Annotated in this window: 22 protein-coding genes; 18 read left to right on the top strand and 4 right to left on the bottom strand. The window is 42.0% G+C overall.

Annotated features, from left to right (window positions below; translation table 11 throughout):
- Nucleotides 1-87: 87 nt before the first annotated feature.
- Entirely contained in the window at nucleotides 88-885 is a 798-nt protein-coding gene (phhA, locus tag PULV_RS08855) for a phenylalanine 4-monooxygenase (RefSeq protein ID WP_193331497.1), read from the top strand.
- A gap of 19 nt (nucleotides 886-904) precedes the next feature.
- Nucleotides 905-1243: a 4a-hydroxytetrahydrobiopterin dehydratase gene (locus PULV_RS08850; RefSeq protein WP_086743723.1), complete on the top strand. Its 339-nt coding sequence runs from the start codon at nucleotides 905-907 to the stop codon at nucleotides 1241-1243.
- A gap of 87 nt (nucleotides 1244-1330) precedes the next feature.
- Here the strand turns inward: PULV_RS08850 and PULV_RS08845 are convergent, their stop codons facing one another.
- From PULV_RS08845 to map, 4 genes are all read right to left on the bottom strand, one after another.
- A complete protein-coding gene (locus PULV_RS08845; RefSeq protein ID WP_193331496.1) occupies nucleotides 1331-1930 on the bottom strand; it encodes a hypothetical protein in 600 nt (199 codons plus the stop codon).
- 107 nt (nucleotides 1931-2037) lie between these two features.
- Entirely contained in the window at nucleotides 2038-2865 is an 828-nt protein-coding gene (dapD, locus tag PULV_RS08840) for a 2,3,4,5-tetrahydropyridine-2,6-dicarboxylate N-succinyltransferase (protein ID WP_193331495.1), read from the bottom strand.
- Between the two features lie 23 nt (nucleotides 2866-2888).
- Nucleotides 2889-5507 (bottom strand): [protein-PII] uridylyltransferase, encoded by a 2619-nt coding sequence (glnD, locus tag PULV_RS08835; RefSeq protein WP_193331494.1) that lies wholly within the window; start codon nucleotides 5505-5507, stop codon nucleotides 2889-2891.
- Between the two features lie 20 nt (nucleotides 5508-5527).
- Complete coding sequence (gene map / locus PULV_RS08830; protein WP_227009386.1) at nucleotides 5528-6346, bottom strand: type I methionyl aminopeptidase; 819 nt, start codon at nucleotides 6344-6346, stop codon at nucleotides 5528-5530.
- 251 nt (nucleotides 6347-6597) lie between these two features.
- Here map and rpsB point away from each other — a divergent pair, with 251 nt between their 5' ends.
- The 16 genes from rpsB to dnaE all read left to right on the top strand — a co-directional run bounded on the left by rpsB (nucleotide 6598) and on the right by dnaE (nucleotide 24608).
- A complete protein-coding gene (gene rpsB, locus PULV_RS08825) occupies nucleotides 6598-7326 on the top strand; it encodes a 30S ribosomal protein S2 (protein WP_086743718.1) in 729 nt (242 codons plus the stop codon).
- Between the two features lie 108 nt (nucleotides 7327-7434).
- Nucleotides 7435-8286: a translation elongation factor Ts gene (gene tsf / locus PULV_RS08820; protein ID WP_086743717.1), complete on the top strand. Its 852-nt coding sequence runs from the start codon at nucleotides 7435-7437 to the stop codon at nucleotides 8284-8286.
- 142 nt (nucleotides 8287-8428) lie between these two features.
- The gene (gene pyrH, locus PULV_RS08815) at nucleotides 8429-9166 is read left to right on the top strand and encodes a UMP kinase (protein ID WP_086743716.1); all 738 of its coding nucleotides are present in this window, start codon (nucleotides 8429-8431) and stop codon (nucleotides 9164-9166) included.
- A gap of 31 nt (nucleotides 9167-9197) precedes the next feature.
- A complete protein-coding gene (gene frr, locus PULV_RS08810) occupies nucleotides 9198-9755 on the top strand; it encodes a ribosome recycling factor (protein WP_086743715.1) in 558 nt (185 codons plus the stop codon).
- A gap of 77 nt (nucleotides 9756-9832) precedes the next feature.
- Nucleotides 9833-10597, top strand: a complete 765-nt coding sequence (gene uppS / locus PULV_RS08805) for a polyprenyl diphosphate synthase (protein WP_086743714.1) — start codon at nucleotides 9833-9835, stop codon at nucleotides 10595-10597.
- A gap of 20 nt (nucleotides 10598-10617) precedes the next feature.
- The gene (locus tag PULV_RS08800; protein ID WP_086743713.1) at nucleotides 10618-11484 is read left to right on the top strand and encodes a phosphatidate cytidylyltransferase; all 867 of its coding nucleotides are present in this window, start codon (nucleotides 10618-10620) and stop codon (nucleotides 11482-11484) included.
- The gene (ispC, locus tag PULV_RS08795; protein WP_193331492.1) at nucleotides 11481-12692 is read left to right on the top strand and encodes a 1-deoxy-D-xylulose-5-phosphate reductoisomerase; all 1212 of its coding nucleotides are present in this window, start codon (nucleotides 11481-11483) and stop codon (nucleotides 12690-12692) included. The genes PULV_RS08800 and ispC overlap by 4 nt, the downstream gene beginning before the upstream one ends.
- Nucleotides 12692-14041 carry a sigma E protease regulator RseP gene (rseP, locus tag PULV_RS08790; protein WP_193331491.1) on the top strand — a complete coding sequence of 450 codons (1350 nt, stop codon included), beginning with the start codon at nucleotides 12692-12694 and terminating at the stop codon, nucleotides 14039-14041. The genes ispC and rseP overlap by 1 nt, the downstream gene beginning before the upstream one ends.
- An 18-nt stretch (nucleotides 14042-14059) precedes the next feature.
- Nucleotides 14060-16528: an outer membrane protein assembly factor BamA gene (gene bamA / locus PULV_RS08785; protein ID WP_193331490.1), complete on the top strand. Its 2469-nt coding sequence runs from the start codon at nucleotides 14060-14062 to the stop codon at nucleotides 16526-16528.
- 12 nt (nucleotides 16529-16540) lie between these two features.
- Nucleotides 16541-17062: an OmpH family outer membrane protein gene (locus tag PULV_RS08780; RefSeq protein WP_086743710.1), complete on the top strand. Its 522-nt coding sequence runs from the start codon at nucleotides 16541-16543 to the stop codon at nucleotides 17060-17062.
- Nucleotides 17062-18099, top strand: a complete 1038-nt coding sequence (lpxD, locus tag PULV_RS08775; RefSeq protein WP_086743709.1) for a UDP-3-O-(3-hydroxymyristoyl)glucosamine N-acyltransferase — start codon at nucleotides 17062-17064, stop codon at nucleotides 18097-18099. The genes PULV_RS08780 and lpxD overlap by 1 nt, the downstream gene beginning before the upstream one ends.
- A gap of 14 nt (nucleotides 18100-18113) precedes the next feature.
- Nucleotides 18114-18566, top strand: a complete 453-nt coding sequence (gene fabZ, locus PULV_RS08770; protein WP_086743708.1) for a 3-hydroxyacyl-ACP dehydratase FabZ — start codon at nucleotides 18114-18116, stop codon at nucleotides 18564-18566.
- Nucleotides 18567-18568: 2 nt separating this feature from the next.
- Nucleotides 18569-19339 carry an acyl-ACP--UDP-N-acetylglucosamine O-acyltransferase gene (gene lpxA / locus PULV_RS08765; protein ID WP_086743707.1) on the top strand — a complete coding sequence of 257 codons (771 nt, stop codon included), beginning with the start codon at nucleotides 18569-18571 and terminating at the stop codon, nucleotides 19337-19339.
- A gap of 2 nt (nucleotides 19340-19341) precedes the next feature.
- Nucleotides 19342-20490 (top strand): lipid-A-disaccharide synthase, encoded by a 1149-nt coding sequence (gene lpxB, locus PULV_RS08760; protein ID WP_193331489.1) that lies wholly within the window; start codon nucleotides 19342-19344, stop codon nucleotides 20488-20490.
- The gene (gene rnhB, locus PULV_RS08755) at nucleotides 20480-21067 is read left to right on the top strand and encodes a ribonuclease HII (protein WP_086743705.1); all 588 of its coding nucleotides are present in this window, start codon (nucleotides 20480-20482) and stop codon (nucleotides 21065-21067) included. The genes lpxB and rnhB overlap by 11 nt, the downstream gene beginning before the upstream one ends.
- 49 nt (nucleotides 21068-21116) lie before the next feature.
- On the top strand, nucleotides 21117-24608 hold the full coding sequence (gene dnaE / locus PULV_RS08750) for a DNA polymerase III subunit alpha (RefSeq protein ID WP_193331488.1): 3492 nt from the start codon (nucleotides 21117-21119) through the stop codon (nucleotides 24606-24608).
- The last annotated feature ends 9 nt before the right edge of the window (nucleotides 24609-24617 follow it).

Genomic DNA, 24617 nt, shown 5'->3' with positions numbered 1-24617 from the left:
TAATTAATTCGGCAGTTTTAAATATGATGAACGAATGGTCAAAAACGTGAATACGGTTTTGTAAATATTTAATAGGGTCCTGTCGTAATGGCTAAAGCAAGTAAATACATCTCTAGGCAACCTGATGAATCAGGTGTGATTGCTTGGAGCGAAGAAGAAAATAAAATTTGGTCTGAACTCATTACTCGCCAACTTAAGTGCATTGAAGGCAAAGCGTGTGATGAATATATGGTGGGTCTTGATAAATTACAGTTACCCACAGATCGCATCCCGCAGCTTGAAGAAGTCAGTAAAGTGCTTCGTGAGTCAACAGGTTGGGAATGCGCGGCTGTGCCAGCGTTAATCAGTTTTGACAAATTTTTCGAATTATTAGCGAACAAAAAGTTTCCTGTAGCGACGTTTATCCGTAGTCGTGAAGAGTTTGATTATCTGCAAGAGCCAGATATTTTTCATGAAATATTTGGTCACTGCGCGATGTTGACACACCCTGATTTTGCCGAGTTTACCCATAAGTATGGGCAGTTAGGACTTGCGGCAGATAAAAAAGATCGGGTGTTTTTAGCGCGCTTATACTGGTTTACTATTGAGTTTGGTCTAATGAAAACGGACAACGGCCTGAGAATCTATGGCGGTGGTGTACTTTCAAGTCCTGGCGAAACACAATATGTTTACTCAGATACACCTAAAATCAAACCACTTGAAGTGGTTGATGTGTTACGCACGCCATACCGTATTGATATTATGCAGCCGCAGTATTTTACCATTAATGGCATTCATGATTTATTTGAAATTTCGAAAATGGATTTAATGTCTTTGGTTGAGAAAGCAAAAGCATTAGGCCTTCATGAGCCATTATTCGAACCAAAAGAAAAATTAGCAAGTTAACAAGTACAAAGGACAAACCATGTCAGAATTAAGTTCTCAAAAATGTGAAGCCTGTCACGTCGATGCACCTAAGGTTTCAGATGACGAATTAGCAGTATTGATCCGTGAAATCCCAGATTGGACACCGATTGTGCGTGATGGCGTAATGCAACTTGAGCGAGTGTACAAATTTAAGAACTTTAAATTAGCGTTAGAGTTCACCAACGTGTTAGGTGCAATGGCCGAAGAAGAAGGCCACCATCCAGGTATTTTAACTGAATGGGGTAAAGTGACCGTTACTTGGTGGAGCCATTCAATTAAAGGGCTACACAAAAATGACTTCATTTGCGCTGCGAAAACAGATGCATTGCTTGCGTAAGTGTTGAAACTCAATGCTTCTTCGAAAAGCAAACAATAAAAAAGGTGATAGCAATATCACCTTTTTTATTGGTTATGGACATTTAATTTAGCGGCGGTTTAATTTACTTTGATGGTAACTACTTAAACGACCATTGCTGTAAACTGTGGTAGTCACCACTAATTGCCGGCCTAATAATTGGATATCTCGTTTTAAAGCGTGACTGACAACCCCACTGCGGCTTAAAGACCAGCTATTGAGTTGCTGGTTGCTTAACGCATCAATCTGCATATTACCTGCATCGTTTGTTTCATCAACACGTAAGACATTGTCTTTTGCAATCAGCGTAAGCTGATTATGGCGAATTGCACGCTGATGCTGATTGGCCGCATCGAGCTTTGCTTGTAAACGCATTGGTGTCGGCTGAGCGAAGTTGAGCGAAACTGTGTAGGCAAATGAATTTTGCTGAGGAGAAGAGTCACTCCCAACACATGAATAACCAAGGGTTTCGCCTTGCCATTGCCCTGCAAGATTCTTCATCAAGGAGAGTAAATCAGCATGTTGTTGCACTGAAAGCTCTGTGGCTTTGAGTGTTCCGTACCGTTCACCTTCAGTGACATAATTGAGAGCCGGCTGTGTTTCTAAACATGGGTTTGCAATGCTGTACGAACTGACCAACAAAGTGCTAAGTAAAAGTCGCTTTTTCATGACACCATTCCATTTTGTTTAACTGTTTGAGCCACCGCCACTTAAAGTCATTATGTAGCCGATGTAGCAATTAGGCTACACCAGCTCTTAGCGTTATCGCTGGGAACTTAAATTTCCACGGAGCGAAGCAGTGCATTAATGCCCACTTTTTCGCGTGTTTGTTGATCGACTTTTTTCACAATAATCGCGGCATATAAGCTATGTGTGCCATCCGATGATGGAATTGAGCCCGGCACAACAACAGCACCAGCAGGGACGCGGCCATAATGCGTTTCGCCAGTTTCTCGATCGTAAATGCGCGTACTTTGACTGATATACACACCCATTGAAATCACAGCACCTTCTTCGACAATTACGCCTTCTACGATTTCAGAGCGCGCCCCGATAAAACAATTGTCTTCAATGATAGTAGGATTCGCCTGTAAGGGCTCTAAAACGCCGCCAATGCCGACTCCACCCGACAAGTGAACATTCTTACCAATTTGTGCACACGAGCCAACAGTGGCCCAAGTGTCGACCATAGTGCCTTCATCAACATAAGCACCGATATTGACATAAGAAGGCATCAGTACAACATTTTTACCAACAAAACTTCCTTTACGAGCAACCGCATTGGGTACCACACGCATGCCCGCTTCTTTAAACTCATCTGAAGTATAATCACTGAATTTCAGCGGTACTTTGTCATAAAATTGATTTACCCCATCGTTCATAACCTGATTATCACGGATCCGAAAAGATAACAGCACCGCTTTTTTTAACCATTGGTGGACAACCCATTCGCCAGAGATTTTTTCAGCAACACGAGCAGCGCCTGAGTCTAAAAGGTTTAGGACTTCGATAATGGCATTTTTAACATCGGTATCCACTTTGGCTGGGCTAATTGCAGCTCTGTTTTCCCATGCTTGTTCAATAATGAGTTTTAAGTTTGACATGCTTGATCCTTGTTTATAGACGCTTATTCAGCATCTGAGTTAAGTCGTTTTATCAGTGCTTGGTGCACTTTTACTTGCTCACTTTCGGTGAGGACTTGGTAATGCTTATTCGATACGACAAAGAAATCTTCTGCGCGCTCGCCTACAGTCGTAATGCGTGCAGCGTGAATATGGAGTGACATTTGCTGAAAAACTTCGGCTATTTTGGTCAGTAGGCCCGGAATATCGACCGCTTGTATTTCAATTAAGGTGCGATCTTTTCGCCCGTGTGGCCGAACGATGACTTGGGGCTTAATATTAAAACCTTTAAAACGTCGGCTGCGATTTTTCTTAAAGCGTATTTTTTTGCCCGCTTCTTTTAATGCTTGCTCCATACTACGACGAATAGAATTTATCCGACCTGAACTACTGATGGCTTCGCCATCTTTTTCAAGTACGACGAAATTGTCGATCGCATATCCATCTTTTGTGGACATCAATTGCGCATAATGAATATGGGCTTTTTTTGAACCTAACGCATTGACTAACCGTGCAAATAAGTTGACTTCATCAGGGGCGTAAACAAAAACTTGTGTGCCACCATGCATGGGTTTTTCAGAGACAATAATTTGCGGTTGTGATAAATCTTTGGCGAGCAATAACTGCTGACAATGCCATTGAATTTGCAATGCACTAAAACGAGTAAAGTAATCGGCTTTAAAACGGCCCCATAGAAAATTGATTTGCTGCTCATCAAAGCCAGCTTTAATTAGTTTTTGCTTCACTTCAATTTTCTTATCGCGAATTTGATCGCGCAAATCCATCGGGTTTTCTAAACCCAGTCTTAATGCGCGCTGTGTTGATAAATACAACTCACGTAGGAGTGTGCTTTTCCAATCATTCCATAAGTTATCATTGGTGGCACGGATATCAGCAAGGGTTAAACAATACAGATAATCGAGCTGTTTTTCGTTTTTAATACGAGTGGCAAAATCACGGATCACATCAGGATCATTAATGTCTTTACGCTGGGCGGTGACCGACATCAATAAGTGGTTTTCGACTAACCAAGCGATAAGGCGGCCATCAAAATTAGAAAAGTCATGCAATTTTGCAAACGCAATGGCGTCAACAGCGCCAAGTTCGGAGTGATCTCCACCACGACCTTTAGCGATATCGTGGAATATCCCAGCCAGATAAAGCAGCTCAGGTTTATCCATGCGGGTAAAAATTTCACGGCAAAGAGGGAAGCTCGTCGCGCATTCAGGTTGGGAGTAGTGATAAATATTTTGGATCAGCTTATGTGTGTGTTCATCGACTGTGTAGGCATGAAATAAATCAAATTGCATTTGGCCAAAAATATTTCGCCATTGTGGTAAATAAGCGGCCAAAATCCCATGCTTGTGCATCAGTGTAAACGCACGGCCCATCCCATTGGGGTGGCGTACAATGCTTAAAAAGCCTTTTCTGCAGGCAGCATAATCTTGTAAATCTCCCAACAAGCGCCGTCTTACTTGGCGGATGGTGCGAATTGTACTTGGATAAATATGCGTCAGATGAGGGTGTTCGGCAATCAGGGCAAATAATTCAAAAATCTTTTCTCTACGGAAAAATACCGAAGGATCTTTCACTTTGATATGGTGCCCGACTTGGTAAAAATCATCGTTGATTGGCTCTGGATGCTGAGTGGTTGAATCAGGCAAAATAGATTGTTCGAAGTAACTCAAAAGCATTTGGTTAAGTTCGCGCACTCGGCTCATAATCCGAAACAGGCGTTTCATCATGCGCTCTACCGAGGCTTTGCCGTCAGAGCCAAAGCCAAGTCGCTCAGCAGCTAGTGGCTGATGATCAAACAGCAGGCGGTTTTCTTTTCTTTCTGCGGCTAAATGCAGTGCAAAACGAATGTTCCACAAGTTTTGCAAGCATTCTAGTAATTCTTGGTGCTCATCATGGGTTAAATAGCCATGGTTGACTAATTCTTGCAAGGTATGTGCATTAAAGTGTTTTTTTGCAACCCAAATAATGGTTTGAATGTCGCGTAAACCACCGGGGTTTTCTTTCAAATTAGGTTCGAGGTTATACGCTGTGCCATTGCATTTATTATGACGAAGTGTTTGTTCATTGGTTTTAGCAATAAAAAAAGTGTCAGAGCGCCAATGGTCGCTGTCCAATAACGCCTGCTGCATGGCATCAAATTGTGCGGGTTCACCAAACAATAACCGACATTCAAGCAGTGATGTGGTAAACGTGACATCTTTTTGTGTCTGTTCGAGCGTTTGCGCGAGTGTCCGAACACTGTGGCCTATATCGAGATTGAGATCCCATAACATAGTGACAAACTGGCTAATTTTTTCACACAGCTCTTGAGGCGGATCAGTTTGCACTAAAATGAGAAAATCAATATCAGAAAAAGGGTGAAGCTCGCCTCGACCATAACCGCCAACAGCTATTAGGCATAGACCATGCTGGTTTAATTTAAATTTCTTCAGCAATAAGATCAGTAGGGTGTCAATGTACGTTGAGCGAGCTTTAACTAATCGCTCAACGGGTTGATGTGCAAATTCTTGATTAAGCCAGTCGTAAAATACAGAAGCACTGTGTTTGAAGTCTTCAAGTTGCTTGGCCTCGTTAAGCAACATGAGAATCGATGCAGGGACTGGCATTAATCAGGGGTATCCTATTATTAGTCGTGAGAAATCACTTTATCGATTGTATCATCGTTTCTATGAGTTAAAATTTCAACCCCATTCTCGGTCACTAATAATGTATGTTCCCACTGAGCTGACAAGCTGCGGTCTTTTGTGACAACGGTCCACTTATCATTGAGTAATTTACATTGGCGTTTGCCTGCATTGACCATCGGCTCGATAGTAAAACACATGCCCGCTTTGAGCACTTCACCTGTGCCAGCTTTGCCGTAATGCATCACTTGTGGTTCTTCGTGAAATTCAGCGCCGATACCATGGCCGCAATATTCACGAACAATCGAATATTTAAATCCTTCGGCAAATTGTTGAATGGCTTGGCCAATATCACCTAAACGGACACCTGGTTTAACCATTTTAATTGCAAGGTATAAACTTTCTTGGGTGATTTCAGATAATCGTTTGCCTTGGATGCTCGGGGTGCCGACATAAAACATTTTTGACGTATCACCGTGGTAACCCTCTTTAATGACAGTGATATCAATGTTGATAATGTCGCCATCTTTAAGAGGTTTGTCATTTGGGATACCGTGACAAATGACATGGTTTACAGAGGTACAAATTGATTTAGGAAAACCATGGTAATTAAGTGGTGCAGGTATCGCATCTTGTTGTTCTGTAATGTATTTATGGCAAATTTGGTCTAACTCTTCAGTGGTCACGCCAGGTTTGACGAATGGTTCGATCATCTCTAATACTTCAGCAGCAAGGCGACCAGCAATACGCATTTTTTCTATCTCAGCTGGGGTTTTGATCACAGCACTCATTTTAGCTCCAAATTGGTGTTTATCAGGTATAAAAAATGCCCGAAATTTGTTCGTAACATTTGAGTTATTTGTTGGGATATGGTATAAAGCGCGCCGTCTTTTTACAAATAAAATCTCATATTTTGATTTTACTGTAATTTAGACAACACTTAATTAATTTTTTAAACACACACACATATCGACACATACACTTGGGTGCGTTTAAACCAAATTAGCGGTTTAAATGTTGGTGCTATGGGATATGTGGAGGCCTAACCCTAAACTTTTAAAGGAAATTTAAAATGGCAAACGTTTCAATGCGCGACATGCTTCAAGCTGGTGTTCACTTTGGTCACCAAGCACGTTACTGGAATCCTAAGATGAAGCCTTTCATCTTCGGCGCTCGTAACCGTGTACACATCATCAACCTTGAGCACACAGTTCCTATGTTCAACGATGCACTTACGTTTTTACGTAACGTTGCTTCAAACAAAGGTAAAATCCTTTTCGTAGGTACTAAACGCGCCGCTAGCGAAGCAGTTAAAGAAGCTGCTGAGCGTTCAGATCAGTTTTTCGTAAATCACCGTTGGTTAGGTGGTATGCTTACAAACTGGAAAACAGTTCGTCAATCAATCAAGCGTTTAAAAGACCTTGAAGCTCAAAGTCAAGACGGTACTTTCGAAAAGCTAACCAAAAAAGAAGCATTAATGCTTACTCGTGAAATGGAAAAGCTTGAGAAGAGCCTTGGCGGTATCAAAGATATGGGCGGTCTTCCAGACGCTATCTTCGTTATCGATGCTGACCACGAGCACATTGCTATCCGTGAAGCAAACAATCTAGGTATTCCAGTTGTATCTATCGTTGATACTAACTCAAACCCAGATGGTGTTGATTTCATCGTACCTGGTAATGATGATGCGATCCGTGCAATTCAGTTATACACAGGTGCTGTTGCAGACAACATCATCGAAGGTCGCGAAAGCAACCTAGTTGTACAAGCTGAGAAAGACGATTTCGTAGAAGCTGAATAATAAGCTTCATTAAGCCTTCATGTAATAGTCAAGAAGGCTTGATATTCTTTCCTAGCGGGAGCCTTGCTCCCGCTTATTTCAAACAGACTCGAATTTGAGGATTTACTAATGGCTGTCACAACTGCCCTAGTTAAAGAATTACGTGAGCGCACTGGCGCTGGCATGATGGATTGTAAAAAAGCATTAACTGAAACTGACGGTGATATCGAACTAGCGATCGAAAACATGCGTAAGAGCGGTGCTGCTAAAGCTGCTAAAAAAGCGGGCAACATTGCTGCTGAAGGTACAATCATTATCAAAGAAGATGCAGGCATGGCTGCACTTGTTGAAGTTAACTGTCAAACAGACTTCGTTGCAAAAGATGCAAGCTTCTTAGCATTTGCTAACAAAGTTGCTGATGCAGCAATTGCTGATAAATCAGACATCGCGACACTTCAAGCTCAATTTGAAGAAGATCGTGTAGCTTTAGTGACAAAAATTGGTGAAAACATCAATGTTCGTCGCGTTGAATATATCGGTGGTGCTTCGCTTTCAACTTACCGTCACGGCGAGCGTATCGGTGTAGTTGTTGCTGGTGATGCAGACGCAGAGACGCTTAAGCAAGTTGCAATGCACGTTGCTGCTTCTCGTCCTGAGTTTGTTAACCCTGAAGATGTTCCTGCAGATTTAGTTGCTAAAGAGCGTCAAGTTCAAATCGACATCGCTATCAACGAAGGCAAACCAGCTGAAATCGCAGAGAAAATGGTTGAAGGTCGTATGAAGAAGTTTACTGGTGAGGTTTCTCTTACTGGTCAAGCATTCATCATGGAGCCTAAAAAATCTGTTGGCGAAATTCTTAAAGAGAAAGGCGCAACAGTTTCTGCTTTCGTACGTTTAGAAGTTGGCGAAGGTATCGAGAAGAAAGAAGAAGATTTTGCTGCTGAAGTAGCTGCACAAATCGCTGCTGCTAAAGGCGCTTAATCGCCTTGTTCGACGCAAATCAAACTGAGTTTGCTTTGCGTCGATGCACAAAATTATTTAGAATAGCCGCGCAGTAATTTCGCTAGAAGTTAGCGCGGTTATTTTTTATCTGTAAATCCATTTTAATCTGGCCAGGAAGACTATGAATACAAATCGTAAGCCTATTTTTAGACGTGTTCTACTTAAATTAAGTGGTGAAGCCTTGATGGGCGATGAAGGCTTTGGGATCGATCCAAAAGTACTTGATCGTATGGCTCAAGAAATCAAAGAGCTAGTAGAATTAGACATAGAAGTGGGTTTAGTTATCGGTGGCGGTAACTTTTTGCGTGGTGGTTCTTTGGCCGAGGCAGGTATGAATCGCGTTGTGGGTGACCACATGGGCATGCTCGCGACTGTAATGAACGGTTTGGCGATGCGTGATGCGCTTCATCGTGCATTTGTAAATGCGCGTTTGATGTCTGCAATTCCACTTAATGGCGTGTGTGATGCGTACAATTGGGCCGAAGCGATTAGTTTGCTGAAGTCTGGCCGTGTTGTTATTTTCTCTGCTGGTACTGGTAATCCTTTTTTTACCACTGATTCTGCAGCATGTTTGCGTGGGATTGAAATTGAAGCAGATACAGTGATTAAAGCGACCAAGGTTGATGGCGTATTTAGTGATGATCCGGTGAAAAACCCAGATGCAACTTTGTATAGTAATTTAACGCACAACGAAATTATTGAAAAAGAATTAAAGGTGATGGATTTAGCTGCATTTACGCTAGCCCGTGACCATAATATGCCAATTAGCGTATTTAATATGAACAAGCCTGGCGCATTAAAACGTGTCATTATGGGTGAAGATGAAGGAACCTTGATTTCTTCGCATACACCTGAATAGAAAAGTAAAAAATAGATTAGGAAGATTCATTGTGATTAGCGAAATTCAAAAAGATGCTGCAGTACGCATGCAAAAAAGTGTTGACGCACTGGTAAGCCAATTATCAAAAATCCGTACTGGCCGTGCTCACCCGAGTTTACTTGATGGTTTAAAAGTTTCTTATTACGGTGCAGATACGCCACTTAATCAAGTCGCCAACGTTAGCGTTGAAGATTCTCGTACCCTTGCTATTTCTGTCTTTGACAAGTCACTTGCTCAAGCAGTTGAAAAAGCAATTCACGCGTCAGATTTAGGCTTAAACCCTATGTCAGCGGGTACGGTTATTCGTGTTCCACTTCCTCCGTTAACGGAAGAGCGTCGTAAAGATTTAATCAAAGTGGTTCGTGCTGAAGCAGAATCAGGCCGTGTAGCTGTACGTAATATCCGTCGTGATGCTAATGCTGATGTGAAAGCACTTCTGAAAGACAAAGAGATTTCAGAAGATGAACAACGTCAAAGTGAAGACGCAGTGCAAAAGCTTACTGACCAATTTATCAAAGAAATTGACGTTAAACTGACCGCTAAAGAAGCGGAGTTGATGGAAATCTAAGCGACTAAACTGTTAGTCAAAAAACGCCGCCTAGGATATACTAGACGGCGTTTTTTTATGAGGAAGTACAAAGCTCGATGATTTTAAGTTCAGAGACTGTGAGTCAACAATCTTTACCAAAACACATTGCGATTATCATGGATGGTAATGGCCGATGGGCGCAAAATAGAGGTAAACCTCGCGTGTTTGGTCATAAAAAGGGTGTTGAATCGGTCAGGCGTTCTGTTCAGTTTTGTACCAATTTAGGCATTAAATCACTAACCTTGTTTGCATTTAGTAGCGAAAATTGGCGTCGTCCAGCCGATGAAGTCAGCACGTTGATGGAGCTTTTTTTGTTAGTTCTAACAAAAGAAGTTAAAAAGCTACATAAGAATAATGTCAAATTACAAATTATTGGTGATCTTTCGCGTTTTTCCGATAAGTTACAACAGCGTGTTTTTGAAGCACAAACGTTGACGAAAGATAACCAAGGATTATGTTTAAACATCGCGGCTAATTACGGCGGTCGATGGGATATTGTTCAAGCAGCACAAAAACTGGCTGTAGAAGTTGAACAAGGTAACTTGCAAAGTAGTGATATCACCGAAGAAGTTCTATCGGAACATATTACTATGGCAGAGCAACCGCCACTGGATTTGTTAATTCGAACAGGTGGAGACTTACGTATAAGTAACTTTTTATTATGGCAAGCCGCCTACGCAGAACTTTATTTTTGTGACACGTTATGGCCAGATTTTGATGATGAAGCGTTTGCCAACGCAATAGCATGTTATGTAAGTCGAGAACGAAGGTTTGGCTGCACTGGCGAACAAATAAAACAATTATTAACGCAAGTTAAGTGATCCAGTTGAAGGTATAAAGTTTGTTAAAACAACGTATTCTCACCTCTTTGGTGTTAGCTCCAGCGGCTCTAGCGCTGGTTTTTTATACACCCTTAATGTTATTTAGTTACTTCGCAGCCGGGATTGTGTTGCTAGGCGCTTGGGAGTGGTCTGCATTCATGGGCTTGAGCAATGTTAAATCTCGTTTAGGGTACGTCGGTATGATGGCTGCAATGTTGGCGGTACTCAATGTTTTTTGGCCCATCAACCAACTTTGGCAGCATGGGCAATTAGCCAGTGATGTCAATTATGTCTTTACCTTGTCTGTGGCTTGGTGGCTTGTCGCAACATGTTTAGTATGGTCTTACCCTAAGGCAGCAAAAGGATGGAATAAAGGCATTGCCATGCGTGCAATTGCGGGGGTGCTGACTTTAGTGCCGCTTTGGTTGGCGTTAAACACATTGCGCAGTGCTCAGTATGATGAGTCAACATTATTTGGTTCTATGTTGATCATGGCTGTACTTGGAATTGTCTGGAGTGCTGATATTGGAGCGTTCTTCGCAGGAAAAAATTTAGGTAGACACAAATTAATGCCCAATGTGAGTCCAAACAAAACCATTGAAGGACTGTTAGGTGGCTTGATTGCCAGTACTGTGTTCACCATCGCATTTTGTCACTATGCAAATGTGCCTCATGACAAATGGTTTGTTTATGCATTTTTAACTATTTTCATTGCCTTATTTTCGGCTATTGGTGACTTACTTGAAAGCATGTTCAAACGTGAAGCCGGTCTCAAAGACAGTGGCTCTTGCTTACCAGGTCATGGTGGGATATTAGATCGTATTGATAGTTTAACTGCAGCGGCACCAATTTTTGTGGCCTGTTATGCGTGGGCTTTAACAATATGATCCACTCTGGTCAACAGCAGCGAATTTGTATTTTAGGCTCAACAGGGTCGATTGGTGTAAGCACGCTTGATGTGATCAGTCGTAACCCAGATGTGAGCGTTTATGCTTTAACGGCTCATCATAATCATCAGTTAATGCTGACGCAGTGTTTAGCATTCTCACCTCGTTATGCCGTTATGGCTGATGAAGCAACGGCTGCAGAGTTAACTCGTAACTTGAAACTTCACGGCGGTACGACTGAAGTGTTATTTGGTCCACAGGCGCTTTGTGATGTGGCCAGTAGCACGGATGTGACAGTCGTTATGGCAGCCATTGTTGGGGCGGCAGGTTTAGCACCAACACTAGCTGCGGTAGAGGCGAGTAAAAAAATATTGTTAGCCAATAAAGAAGCCTTAGTGATGTCTGGGCAACTTTTTATTGAGAAGGTGAAACAGCATAAAGCTGTCTTGCTGCCGATAGACTCTGAGCATAATGCGATATTTCAAGCGCTCCCGTTTAATGAGCAGACTCCTTGTTATGAGCAGGCATTATCCCAGCTTGGGGTGAGTAAAATATTGCTAACAGGCTCTGGCGGGCCATTTTTAGAGCGCGCTTTATCGACCTTGCCTGATGTGACGGTTCAAGAAGCGGTGGCCCATCCTAATTGGTCGATGGGGCAAAAAATCTCGGTGGATTCAGCCACCATGATGAACAAAGGGTTAGAGTTTATTGAAGCAAAATGGATGTTTAATTGCCAAGCTTCAGATATTGAGGTGATTATTCATCCTCAGAGTATTATCCACTCCATGGTGCAATATCGAGATGGCTCGGTGATAGCGCAAATGGGCAATCCTGATATGCGCACGCCCATCGCTCATGCGCTCGCTTTTCCAAAACGAATTGATGCTGGGGTGGAGCCTTTAGACTTTAGCAGTCTGGCTCAGTTTAGCTTTTGTAAGCCTGATTATGCACGTTACCCTAATTTACAATTAGCAATCTCAGCATGCGATATCGGTCAAGCTGCAACCACAATCGTCAATGCTGCAAACGAAATTGCGGTGGCAGCTTTTTTAACGGGTACCATACGATTTACTGACATCTATCGGATTAACTACGAAACACTCAATCAGATAAAATTGGATGAGCCTACATCGCTTGAACAAATCATCGCGATTGATGCCGAGGCAAGACGAGTGGCTGAGCAACGAATTAAACAAGGTGCGAATTAATGTTCGAATTTATTTGGAACCTCGCCTCGTTTATCTTGGCATTGGGTATTTTGGTGACCGTCCATGAGTATGGGCACTTTTGGGTGGCAAGAAAAAATGGTGTATTTGTTGAGCGCTTTTCAATTGGCTTTGGCAAAGTGTTATTTCGCCGTTATGACAAATTAGGCACTGAATATGTGATTGCTGCGATCCCTTTAGGCGGTTATGTCAAAATGCTTGATGAGCGGGTTGATACCGTGCCTGAAGATAAAAAGCATTTATCATTCAATGGCAAGTCGATTTACGCCAAAATAGCAATCGTTGCCGCGGGTCCAATGGCTAACTTTTTGTTTGCCATTGCTGCGTTAGCCATCATGTATATGGTGGGTGTAAAAAGCATTGTTCCTGTGATTGGTGATGTTCAAAACAATAGTCGTGCGCAAGTAGCTGGCTTACAAGCCGATCAAACCATCACCAAAATTGGCGATGAAACAATTCACGATTGGCGCGAAGCTACTTTTGCTTTGATGCAAAACATGGGCGAAGCGCAAGTACCTGTCGAAGTTAACGGTATCAATGGTACGCAAACTAAATCGTTAAATTTAACTGGGTGGACGCTGGAAGCCGATGCTATTTCGCCTTTGCACTCAGTGGGGATTGTGCCATTTCGACCCCAAGTTCAACTGACTTTAGCGCAAGTCACTGATAATTCTGCTGCCGAGCAAGCGGGTCTCTTGGTGGGAGATACCATTCATTTAGTTGATGGTGTAAAAATCGAAACTTGGGAGCAGTTAGTGGCGATAATTCAAAACTCTGCTGATAAAAGTTTGTTATTTACCATTATGCGTAATCAGCAAGCGATGAATTTACCTGTGGTGCCTCATAATAAACCAACCAAAGATGGTTTCTCGCAAGGGTATTTAGGTGTTTTACCTGTGGTAGAAGCGTGGCCAGAAGGGTATATTAGCAGCAGACAATTTGGGCCTATCGATGCAATTGGTCAAGGTTTCGCCAAAACATGGCAAATGATTGCTTTAAGCTTCGAAATGATCGGTAACTTGCTGACAGGTCAGGTTTCTGTTCAAAATTTAAGTGGCCCAATCGGAATTGCAGTGGGGGCTGGTAGTAGCGTTAGTTATGGTTTAGTTGCTTTTTTAAGCTTTTTAGCCTTGATAAGCGTCAATTTAGGTGTTTTTAATCTTTTACCCTTGCCTATTTTAGATGGCGGGCATTTAATGTATTACCTAATTGAACTTATCACAAAAAAACCAGTCTCTGAAAAGACACAAGAATTAGGTTTTAGGATCGGTGCGTTGATCCTATTATTGTTGACCGGCCTTGCGCTGTTCAATGATTTTATGCGGTTGTAAAGGACATAAGATAATAACATGGCTATAAAAAAACATTTGGCTGTAACGGGTTTATTAGGGGCGAGCTTTTTTGCCTGTGGCCAAGAATCCTTTATCGTAGAAGATTTAAAAGTTGAAGGCCTTCAGCGTGTAGCACTCGGTGCTGCGTTAACACATATCCCAATTAATATTGGCGATAACATTGATAATTATACGATTTCAAAAACCATCAAAGCACTTTATAAGTCAGGTCACTTTGACAATATTGCGGCTTATCGCGATGGTGAGAAAATCATCTTTAAAGTAAAAGAAAGACCGACAATCAGCGCTATTGAGTTTGAAGGCAATAAAGATATTAAAGATGAGCAGCTTAATGAATCTTTGCAACGTCAAAATATTATGGTCGGAGAGCCGTTAGATAGAACCGTTGTCGACGGGGTTGAAAAAGGCTTAATCGAATTTTTTCATGGCATTGGTAAATACAATGCCAACATTGATGTCACGATTACTAAGTTGCCACGTAACCGTGTGAAGTTGAAACTAAACTTCAAAGAAGGTGATGCGGCATCGATTCGTCAAATTAACTTGGTTGGTAATGAGTTATTCTCAGATGAAGAACTAATGCTGCAAGTGGAATCGCAGCAAGATCTTCCTTGGTGGGATTTCATGGCCAATGACCGTTATCAAAAACAAACGATCCAAGGTGATTTAGAAAAAATCAGAAGTTACTACCTTGATCGTGGTTATCTGAAATTCAATATTGATTCGACACAAGTTTCAGTTAGTCCTGAAAAAGAATCAGTGTATGTCACGGTTAATATGACCGAAGGCGAGCAATACACAGTAAAAGAGTTTGACTTTATTGGTGATTTACTTGACCGAGAAGAGTTAATTCGAGCTGTGATCCCATTGCGTGCTGGTGAGCTTTATAACGGCTCAGTGGTCACATCATCAGAAGAGTTCATTAAAAGTTACCTAGCACGTTTTGGTTACGCTAACGCTGAAGTGAGAACGATTCCAGAGGTTGATGAAGAAAATAAAGAGGTCAAACTGACCTTATCAGTCAATCCAGGTAAGCGTATTTATGTGCGCCGTATCAATTTGTCGGGTAATGAAAACACAGCAGATCATGTTGTACGCCGGGAAATGACTCAGCTCGAAGGCGCATGGTTATCAAATCAGTCTCTTGAGCGCTCGAAAATTCAAATCCAACGTCTGATGTATATGGAAACGGTCGATTTTAATGTCACTCCAGTGCCAGGCATTGAAGATCAAGTTGATGTTGATTTTACGGTTAAAGAACAATCTGCTGGTAGCTTTAATGCTGGTTTGGCTTATGGCTCTTATTACGGCATTCAGTTTAACTTTGGGATCAGTGAATCGAACTTCCTAGGTAGTGGTAACCAAGTGGCGTTTAACGTCAACACCTCTGCAGGTTCTGAACAAGTAAACTTATCGTATACGGACCCTTACTTCACTCCAGATGGGATCAGTCATGGTAGCAGTATTTTTTACCGTAACTACGATGCAAGTAAGCTCTCTTTGATTGATTATAAAAGTAAAACATATGGTCTAGGCACAAACATTGGTTTCCCAATTAATGCCAATAACCGCTTGAACTTTGGTGTTACTTGGAGTGAAGAAGCGCTGTCTGAGTTATCAGAATACGAACAAACCCGTATTATGCGTGAAACTTTCCTCGACCCAGAAGATCCAGATGCTGGTTTTGAGTTTACTAAATTTGAACTCAGTGCGGCTTGGCAACGCGATACACGAAATCGTGGTTTGTTCCCGACCGATGGCTCGCGTCAAGTATTGAGCTTGAAAGCAACCACGCCAAATTCAGATTTAACGTATTTTAAAGTGAACTTTGATACTAAATTCTATTGGCCAATAAGTAATGATCATAAATGGGCATTCTTATCACGTGCAGCGATAGGTTACGGTAATGGCTATGGTGAGACTAATGGCTATGACCAAGTTTTACCTGTGCAAGAATTCTTCCGAATTCAAGAACAAGAATTACGTGGTTTTGACCGTAATACGATTTTACCACGTGCGGTTGTACGTAGCCCGCAGTTATTGCCAGGCACACCAGGTGGAGATGGCTCGACGGGTGGTATCGGTGGCGATCCTCAGTTTGACCAAATTCAATTAGCTGGTCGAATTGGGGGTAATGCGAAAGCAATGGCAGGTATGGAAATGATTGTGCCTACACCGTTTTTAGATGATGACAACAGTGGCTCTGTCAGAACAAGCTTATTTGTTGATGCTGCCAATGTTTGGGATACAGAATTTGATGTTGATAAATTTTCGAATTTATCACCTGATCAACGCGCTAAATTAGCAGATTACTCGGATGCAAGCCGTTTTAGGGTTTCAACCGGTTTATCAATTCAATGGATTTCACCTATGGGGCCAATGTTAATTAGTTTTGCATATCCGTTGCAAAAAGAAGAAGACGATAAAACTAAGACCATTAGCTTCAACATAGCAAACACTTTCTAAAGGAGTATTATTGTGACTAAAACAATTAAAACTACAGCGATGTCAATTTTAGCGACTCTATTAATGGGCGCATCATCAGCAGCACTTGCACATAAAGTGGCAATTGTTGATATGCAGCAAATTTTTACCCAATTACCGCAAATGGCAGCTGTTGAGCAATCTTTAAAAACTGAATTCGCAGATCGTCGTCAAGCGATTGAAAAGCTTCAAGGTGATATCCGTTTTGAAGCTGAAAAATTTCAACGTGAAAGTGCCACTATGAGTAAAGCACAACAAGACGCGTTAAAAGAAAAGATCCAAAAGATGCAACAAGATTTTGCTGAGCAAGCACGTCCACTTGAGCAAGAAATCAAAATGCGTCAAAACCAAGAGTTAGCAAAAGTACAAGCGCTTGTAATGCAAGCGATTGAACAAGAAGCAAAGGCTTCTAAAATTGATGAAGTAAAACGTAAAGATACTATTATTTACATTGATTCTGCTAAAGTGCCTGATTTATCAGATAAAGTTATTGAAAGAGTTAGTAAATTAAAGTAATGCAAAGATATACATTAGCGCAAATAGCGGAACATTTAGATGGCACGCTAATCGGAGATGGCAATATTGAGATAACGCATATTGCCAGCTTAGATAAAGCCGCAGCAAATGAAATCAGCTTCTTGGCTCAAAAAAAATACCGCAAACAGTTAGATTCAACCGCTGCTGAAGCGGTTATCCTCACTGAAGCTGATAGTGACTATTTCACCGGTAATAAAGTGGTGGTGACCAATCCCTATGTTGCATATGCGCGTTTAGCGCAATTGATGGACACTACTCCTCATTGTGCCTCGGGTGTGCACCCATCAGCGGTTATTTCAGACTCAGCAAGGGTGAGTGCATCAGCGGCGATTGCAGCCAATGTGGTCATTGAAGCTGGGGCAGAAATTGCTGATAACGTTGAAATTGGCCCAGGTTGTTTTATTGGTCGCGGAGCTAAAATTGGCGCTGGCACGAAACTGTGGGCTAATGTATCGATTTATCATGATGTAGTTATTGGTCAATCATGTATTTTCCATTCGGGTGCGGTTATTGGCTCGGATGGGTTCGGATTTGCTAATGAGCAGGGTCAATGGGTGAAAATACCCCAAGTTGGTTCGGTGATCATTGGTGATAAAGTCGAAATAGGCGCAAATACGGCGATTGACCGCGGGGCGATTGAAAATACTGAAATTCACTCGAATGTCATTATCGATAATATGGTGCACCTTGCACACAATGTCATCATTGGTGAAGGAACTGCAATTGCGGCATGTAGTGTGATCGCAGGCAGCACGACCATCGGAAAATACTGCCAGATTGCAGGTTTGTGTGGCATTAATGGCCATATTGAAGTTTGTGACGGTGTTATTTTTACTGGCATGACTATGGTTACAAAATCAGTTACAGAGCCGGGTGTCTATTCATCAGGTTTACCACACGCTAATAATAAAGAATGGCGTAAGCAAATTGCTCAATTTCGTCATATTGGCGATATGAATCAAAAAATTAAACAATTAGAGTCGCAATTTGCGTCTTTTATTGACAATAAATCATAGAAAGGATCTGCGTTTTGGCTAATGAATTAAACAGCTTTGATATCCAAGAGATCACCAAGTTATTACCCCATCGCTATCCAATGCTGTTAGTCGATCGAGTATTAGATTATGAAGTTGGTAAATCATTACATGCAATTAAAAATGTATCGATAAATGAGCCGATTTTTACTGGTCATTTTCCAAACCAGCCGATTTTTCCTGGTGTTTTAATCTTAGAAGCACTTGCCCAAGCAACGGGTCTGCTTGGTTTTAAAACGGCGAAAAATACCAGCGAAAATGAGCTATACTTGTTCGCAGCCATTGATAACGCACGCTTTAAACAGCCTGTTTATCCTGGTGATACAATGCACCTTCATGTTGAATTTGTGAAAGAACGTCGCAACATATGGAAGTTTTATGGCGAAGCAAAAGTTGACGGAAAAGTTGTGTGTTCTGCTGAATTAATGTGTGCTAGAAGAGAGTTTTAATAGTGATCCATCCGTCTGCGATAATCGAGCCCGGTGCTCAAATTGGTGAAAATGTCTCTATTGGTCCTTGGACTTATATAGGTAATGATGTTGTGATAGGTGATAACAATATCATCGAATCGCATGTAGTAATTAAAGGCCCATCTGTAATTGGTTCGGGCAATCATATCTTCCAATTTGCCTCTGTAGGTGAAGCATGCCAAGACAAGAAATACAATAATGAACCAACACGGTTAGTTATTGGCGATAACAATGTCATTCGAGAATGTGCCACCATCCATCGTGGTACGATTCAAGATCAAGGGTTAACACAAATCGGTAGTAATAATTTGTTTATGGCCTATACCCATGTCGCGCATGATGCGATGATTGGCAGTAATGTTATCTTTGCTAATAATGCCAGTGTTGCAGGTCATGTCCATATCGGTGACTGGGTTATTTTAGCCGGTAACTCAGGTGTACATCAATTTTGTAAAGTTGGCGACCATGCATTTGTTGGCATGTATTCTGGTGTTAATAAAGATGTCCCACCATTTGTAACAACGATTGGTACACCCGCGGGTCCTGTGGCAATTAATACCGAAGGTATGAAACGTCGAGGTTTTTCTCCAGAAGAAGTCATGGCAACACGCCGCGCTTACAAAACCTTGTATCGTAAATCGTTATCTTTAGAGCAAGCACTTGCTGAGATGGCAGAAGATGCTAAGCAATATGCGTCAGTGCAAACCATGATCGATTTTGTCAGTCAATCTGAGCGTGGGATCTTACGATAAGTATGGCCAAACCACTTAGAGTAGGAATTATCGCCGGGGAACACTCCGGCGATATTTTAGGTGCCGGTTTAATCTCAGCCATACAAGCACAACATCCAAATGTCACTTTTGAGGGCATTGCAGGACCTAAAATGAAAGCTTTAGGTTGTCAGAGTATTTTCGATATGGAAGAGCTCGCTGTAATGGGTTTATTTGAAGTGCTAGGCCGCTTACCTCGCTTACTCAGTATCAAAAAGCAAATTATTCAGCATTTTATCGATAATCCACCCGATGTATTCATCGGTATAGATGCCCCTGATTTTAATCTACGCGTTGAGTTAGCGCTAAAAAACGCGGGCATCACTACAGTCCAGTATGTCAGCCCTTCTGTGTGGGCATGGCGACCAAAGCGAATTTTTAAAATTGCGGCAGCCACTAACTTAGTACTCTCTTTATTACCCTTTGAAAAAGCTTTTTATGATAAACATGATGTGCCGTGTCAATTTGTTGGGCATACATTAGCGGATGATATTGCTCTTGAGCATGATCAGCAGGCGGCTCGAAAGCAATTATCACTTTCTGATGATGATGTTGTATTGGCGTTATTGCCTGGCAGTCGTAGTTCAGAAGTCGGGTTGTTGAGCGAGTGTTACCTCGAAACAGCCAATTTGCTGGCAGAAAAAATACCTAACCTCAAAGTTGTGGTGCCACTGGTCAATGATGCTAGAAAACAACAATTTAAAGAAATTGCCACAAGAACCTCACCAAATTTGGCTCTTTTTTTATTAGATGGTCAAGCCGATATGGCAATTAAAAGCGCGAATGCGGTGTTGTTGGCCTCGGGTACCGCTACGCTTGAAACCATGTTGTACAAGAAGCCCATGGTGGTGGGATACAAATTAAAACCTACGTCTTATTGGGTTTACAACACGTTTTTTAATTTCACGATTAAATATTTTTCATTGCCAAACTTGCTAGCCGATGCGCCATTGGTCACTGAGTTATTGCAAAATGATTGCCATCCACACGCGTTAGAGCATGCTTTGTATCCCTTGTTGACGAGTGATAATCTGCAATTGATCCAGCAATTTACCGATATTCACCAAGCAATACGTTGTAATGCCAGTGAAAAGGCCGCACAAGCAGTATTGGAGTTAATAAATGCAAATTGAATACCCTGACTATACCTACATAGCCGGTGTTGATGAAGTAGGTCGGGGCCCTTTAGTGGGTGATGTCGTCACAGCTGCCGTGATTTTAGACCCAGCTAAACCAATAGCAGGTTTAGCTGATTCTAAAAAATTAACGGATAAAAAACGCCAAGCCCTTGCCATTGAAATTAAAGAAAAAGCGCTGTGTTATTGTATTGCCCGTGCAAGTGTGGCAGAGATAGATGAACTAAACATTTTGCATGCCACCATGTTAGCCATGAAACGAGCGGTTGAAGGCTTGAGTATTCCAGCTGAATTTGTATTTGTAGATGGCAATCGCTTACCTGACTTGTCTGTTCCAGCCCAAGCAGTGGTAAAAGGGGATAGTTTGGTTGCACAAATTAGCGCCGCGTCAATTTTAGCCAAAGTAGCCAGAGATGATGAGATGATTGCTCTGGATGCACAATTGCCTCAATATGGATTTGCTGGGCATAAAGGTTACCCAACTAAAGCGCATTTAGCAGCTTTAGCTGAACATGGCGTGACTCCCTATCATCGTAAAAGCTTTAAGCCTGTTAGTGCGCTATTAGCAAAATAAGAAAAATTGAATAGTCAGTAAAAAACGATTCACCAGCAATGAGGACACCATGCCACAACCGAGCTTTGTTCATTTAAGAGTCCACAGTGACTTTTCCATGGTCGATGGATTAGCAAAAACAAAAAAGATAGTCGCTAAAGCGGCAGAGCTTCAAATGCCTGCGATTGCTATTTCAGATCAAATGAACTTATGTGGACTTGTGCGTTTTTATGGCGCGACCCATGGTGAAGGGATTAAACCGATTGTTGCAGCTGATATCTGGTTACGTAGCCCTGAATTTGAAGACGAAGTATGCCGCATGACAGTGCTGGCAAAGAATAACCAAGGCTATAAAAACCTGACATTATTAATTTCGAAAGCTTACCAGCGTGGTCATATCATGCATCGGCCTATGGTCGAAAGAGAGTGGTTAGCTGAATTAAAAGAAGGGCTTATTCTTCTGTCAGGCGCAAAAGACGGTGACTTAGGCAAAGCGCTTCTTAAAGGTAATCAAGGACTGATTGACAGTGTTAGCGAGTTTTACCAACTGCATTTTGCTGATCATTATTTTTTAGAGCTAGTTCGAACAGAGCGTGCTTTAGAAGAAGAATACCTTCATAAAGCGGTTGCTCATTCTTATACAACAGGTATTCCAGTTGTTGCCACTAATGAAGTGGTGTTTCTTTCGCCTGATGACTTTGAACCACATGAAATTCGAGTCGCAATTCATGATGGTTTTACCTTAGATGATAAACGTCGCCCTAAACGTTTCTCTGAGCAGCAGTACTTTAAAACCGAAGCGCAAATGCAGGAAATTTTTAGTGATATTCCTGAAGCGCTTGCAAACAGTGTTGAGATTGCTAAACGCTGTAATGTCACTATTCAATTGGGGACGTATTTCTTACCCGATTACCCCACTGGCAGCTTGAGCATCGAAGACTTTTTGGTCAAAGTCTCTCAAGATGGCTTAGAAGAACGGTTACAAATACTCTTTCCTGATCCGGTTAAACGCGTAGAGCAGCGTATTGAGTATGATGAACGACTCAAGATTGAACTCGATGTTATTAACCAAATGGGGTTTCCTGGTTATTTCTTGATCGTAATGGAATTCATCCAGTGGAGTAAAGATAACAACATTCCTGTGGGCCCAGGCCGTGGTTCGGGTGCGGGTTCGTTAGTTGCCTATGCGCTTAAAATTACCGATCTCGATCCGTTACAATTTGACTTACTATTCGAACGTTTCTTGAACCCTGAACGTGTTTCAATGCCCGATTTTGATATCGATTTTTGTATGGATCGCCGTGATGAGGTAATTGACCATGTTGCGGCACTGTATGGCCGTGATGCGGTGTCTCAGATCATCACTTTCGGGACAATGGCAGCCAAAGCGGTTATTCGTGATGTTGGACGGGTGCTGGGTCATCCTTATGGATTTGTTGACCGGATTTCTAAATTAGTGCCGGGCGATCCTGGTATGACGCTCGAAAAAGCATTCGAGGTGGAGCCGCGTCTTCCTGAAGTCTATGAAAGCGACGATGAAGTAAAAGAGCTCATTGATAAATGCCGTATTCTCGAAGGCTGTACTCGAAACGCCGGTAAACATGCTGGGGGCGTTGTAATCTCGCCCACAACTATTACCGATTTCGCCGCTCTTTATTGTGATGACGAAGGAAAGTTTCCTGTCACACAATTTGATAAAAATGATGTGGAAACCGCAGGGTTAGTCAAATTCGATTTCTTGGGATTACGGACTCTCACTATTTTGCAGTGGGCAGTTGATATGGCCAACGCTCGCCTTGATCGAGAGCAAAAAGAGCACATCGATATCGCCTTAATCCCCCTTGATGATCCAAAAAGTTTTGAGCTGTTACTTCGTGCAGAAACGACCGCTGTTTTCCAGCTCGAATCTCGCGGTATGAAGGACTTAGTTCGACGTTTAAAACCTGACTGCTTTGAAGATATGATTGCACTGGTTGCCCTGTTTCGCCCCGGGCCTTTGCAATCAGGCATGGTTGATAACTTCATTGACCGAAAACATGGTCGAGAAGAAGTGTCTTATCCAGATGCGCAATATCAGCATGAAAGTCTCGCGCCAATTTTAGAACCAACTTACGGGATCATCCTGTATCAAGAACAGGTCATGCAGATTGCTCAGGTTCTTGCTGGGTATAGTTTGGGTGGTGCTGACTTACTTCGTCGTGCTATGGGTAAGAAAAAACCAGAAGAAATGGCCAAACAGCGTTCAACGTTTGAAACTGGCTCGATTGATAATGGTGTAGATGGGCCATTATCAATGAAAATCTTCGACTTAGTAGAAAAATTTGCGGGTTATGGATTTAATAAATCACACTCTGCAGCTTATGCCTTAGTATCGTATCAAACGCTTTGGATGAAAACCCATTATCCTGCTGAGTTTATGGCTGCGGTTATGTCAGCTGATATGGATAATACAGATAAAATCGTGACCTTAGTCGATGAGTGTGAAAACATGAAATTGACCTTGTTACCGCCCGATGTCAATTTTGGCGAATACAAGTTTGCAGTTAACCTCGAGGGGGCGATTGTCTATGGAATTGGTGCGATTAAAGGGGTCGGTGAAGCGCCTGTCGAAGCTATTTTAGAAGCCAGACAAAAAGGTGGGCACTTTAAAGATTTATTCGATTTTTGTGCGCGCGTTGATTTAAAACGTGTGAACCGTCGTGTAGCAGAAAAGTTGATTATGGCTGGTGCCCTTGATAGTTTAGGACCTGAGAAAAAACAAGGTGCCCGTTCGATTCTTATTGCGAGTCTCAAAGATGCAATGAAATCAGCGGAACAACACCATAAAGCTGAGGCTATTGGCCAGTCAGACTTGTTTGGTTTATTGGCCGCAGAATCAGATGATGTGCAACAAGAGTTTGTTCATGCGCCATATTTCACCGATAAAGAATGGTTGGAAGGGGAGCGCGAAACATTAGGTCTATACCTAACGGGTCATCCTATTAATCAATATCGTAAAGAGTTAAAAAATTATACCGCGGGGCGTTTAATTGATGTGCAGCCCACAGAGCGAGAGGTCATGGCGACTGTTGCTGGGCTTGTGATCAGTACTCGGGTATTAATTAATAAAAAAGGTAAACGATGGGGATTAATTACTTTAGATGATAAAAGTGCGCGAATGGATGTGCGTTTTTTCCCCGAACAGTTCGAAACTTACCAAGAATTGCTGCAAAACAACAATATATTGGTAATATCAGGACAGGTCAGCTTTGATAACTTCTCTGGTGGTATTACAATGACCGCTCGGGATGTGTCGACCATCGAATCTGTGCGAGAAAAGCGCATTCGTAGCATAATAATGAAAGTAAAGATGCAAGATGTTGATGTTAACTTCTTTGAAAAGTTGCAAAACGTTCTTGAACCATATAAATATGGTACATGCCCAATAAAAGTATTATACGAACGACCTGATATAGCTGCAGAGTTGTCGTTAGGAACAGAATGGTGTGTGACACCGAGTGATGATTTGCTGGCAAATCTTACTCGTTTGGTGACGCAGCGTATCGATTTAGAATTTAACTAATTAATTAGG

It is taken from the genome of Pseudoalteromonas ulvae UL12 (assembly GCF_014925405.1).
GTDB classification, from domain to species: Bacteria; Pseudomonadota; Gammaproteobacteria; order Enterobacterales; family Alteromonadaceae; genus Pseudoalteromonas; species Pseudoalteromonas ulvae.
Note: the sequence above shows the minus strand (reverse complement) of the source record. Positions and strands in the feature narration are given on the sequence as shown.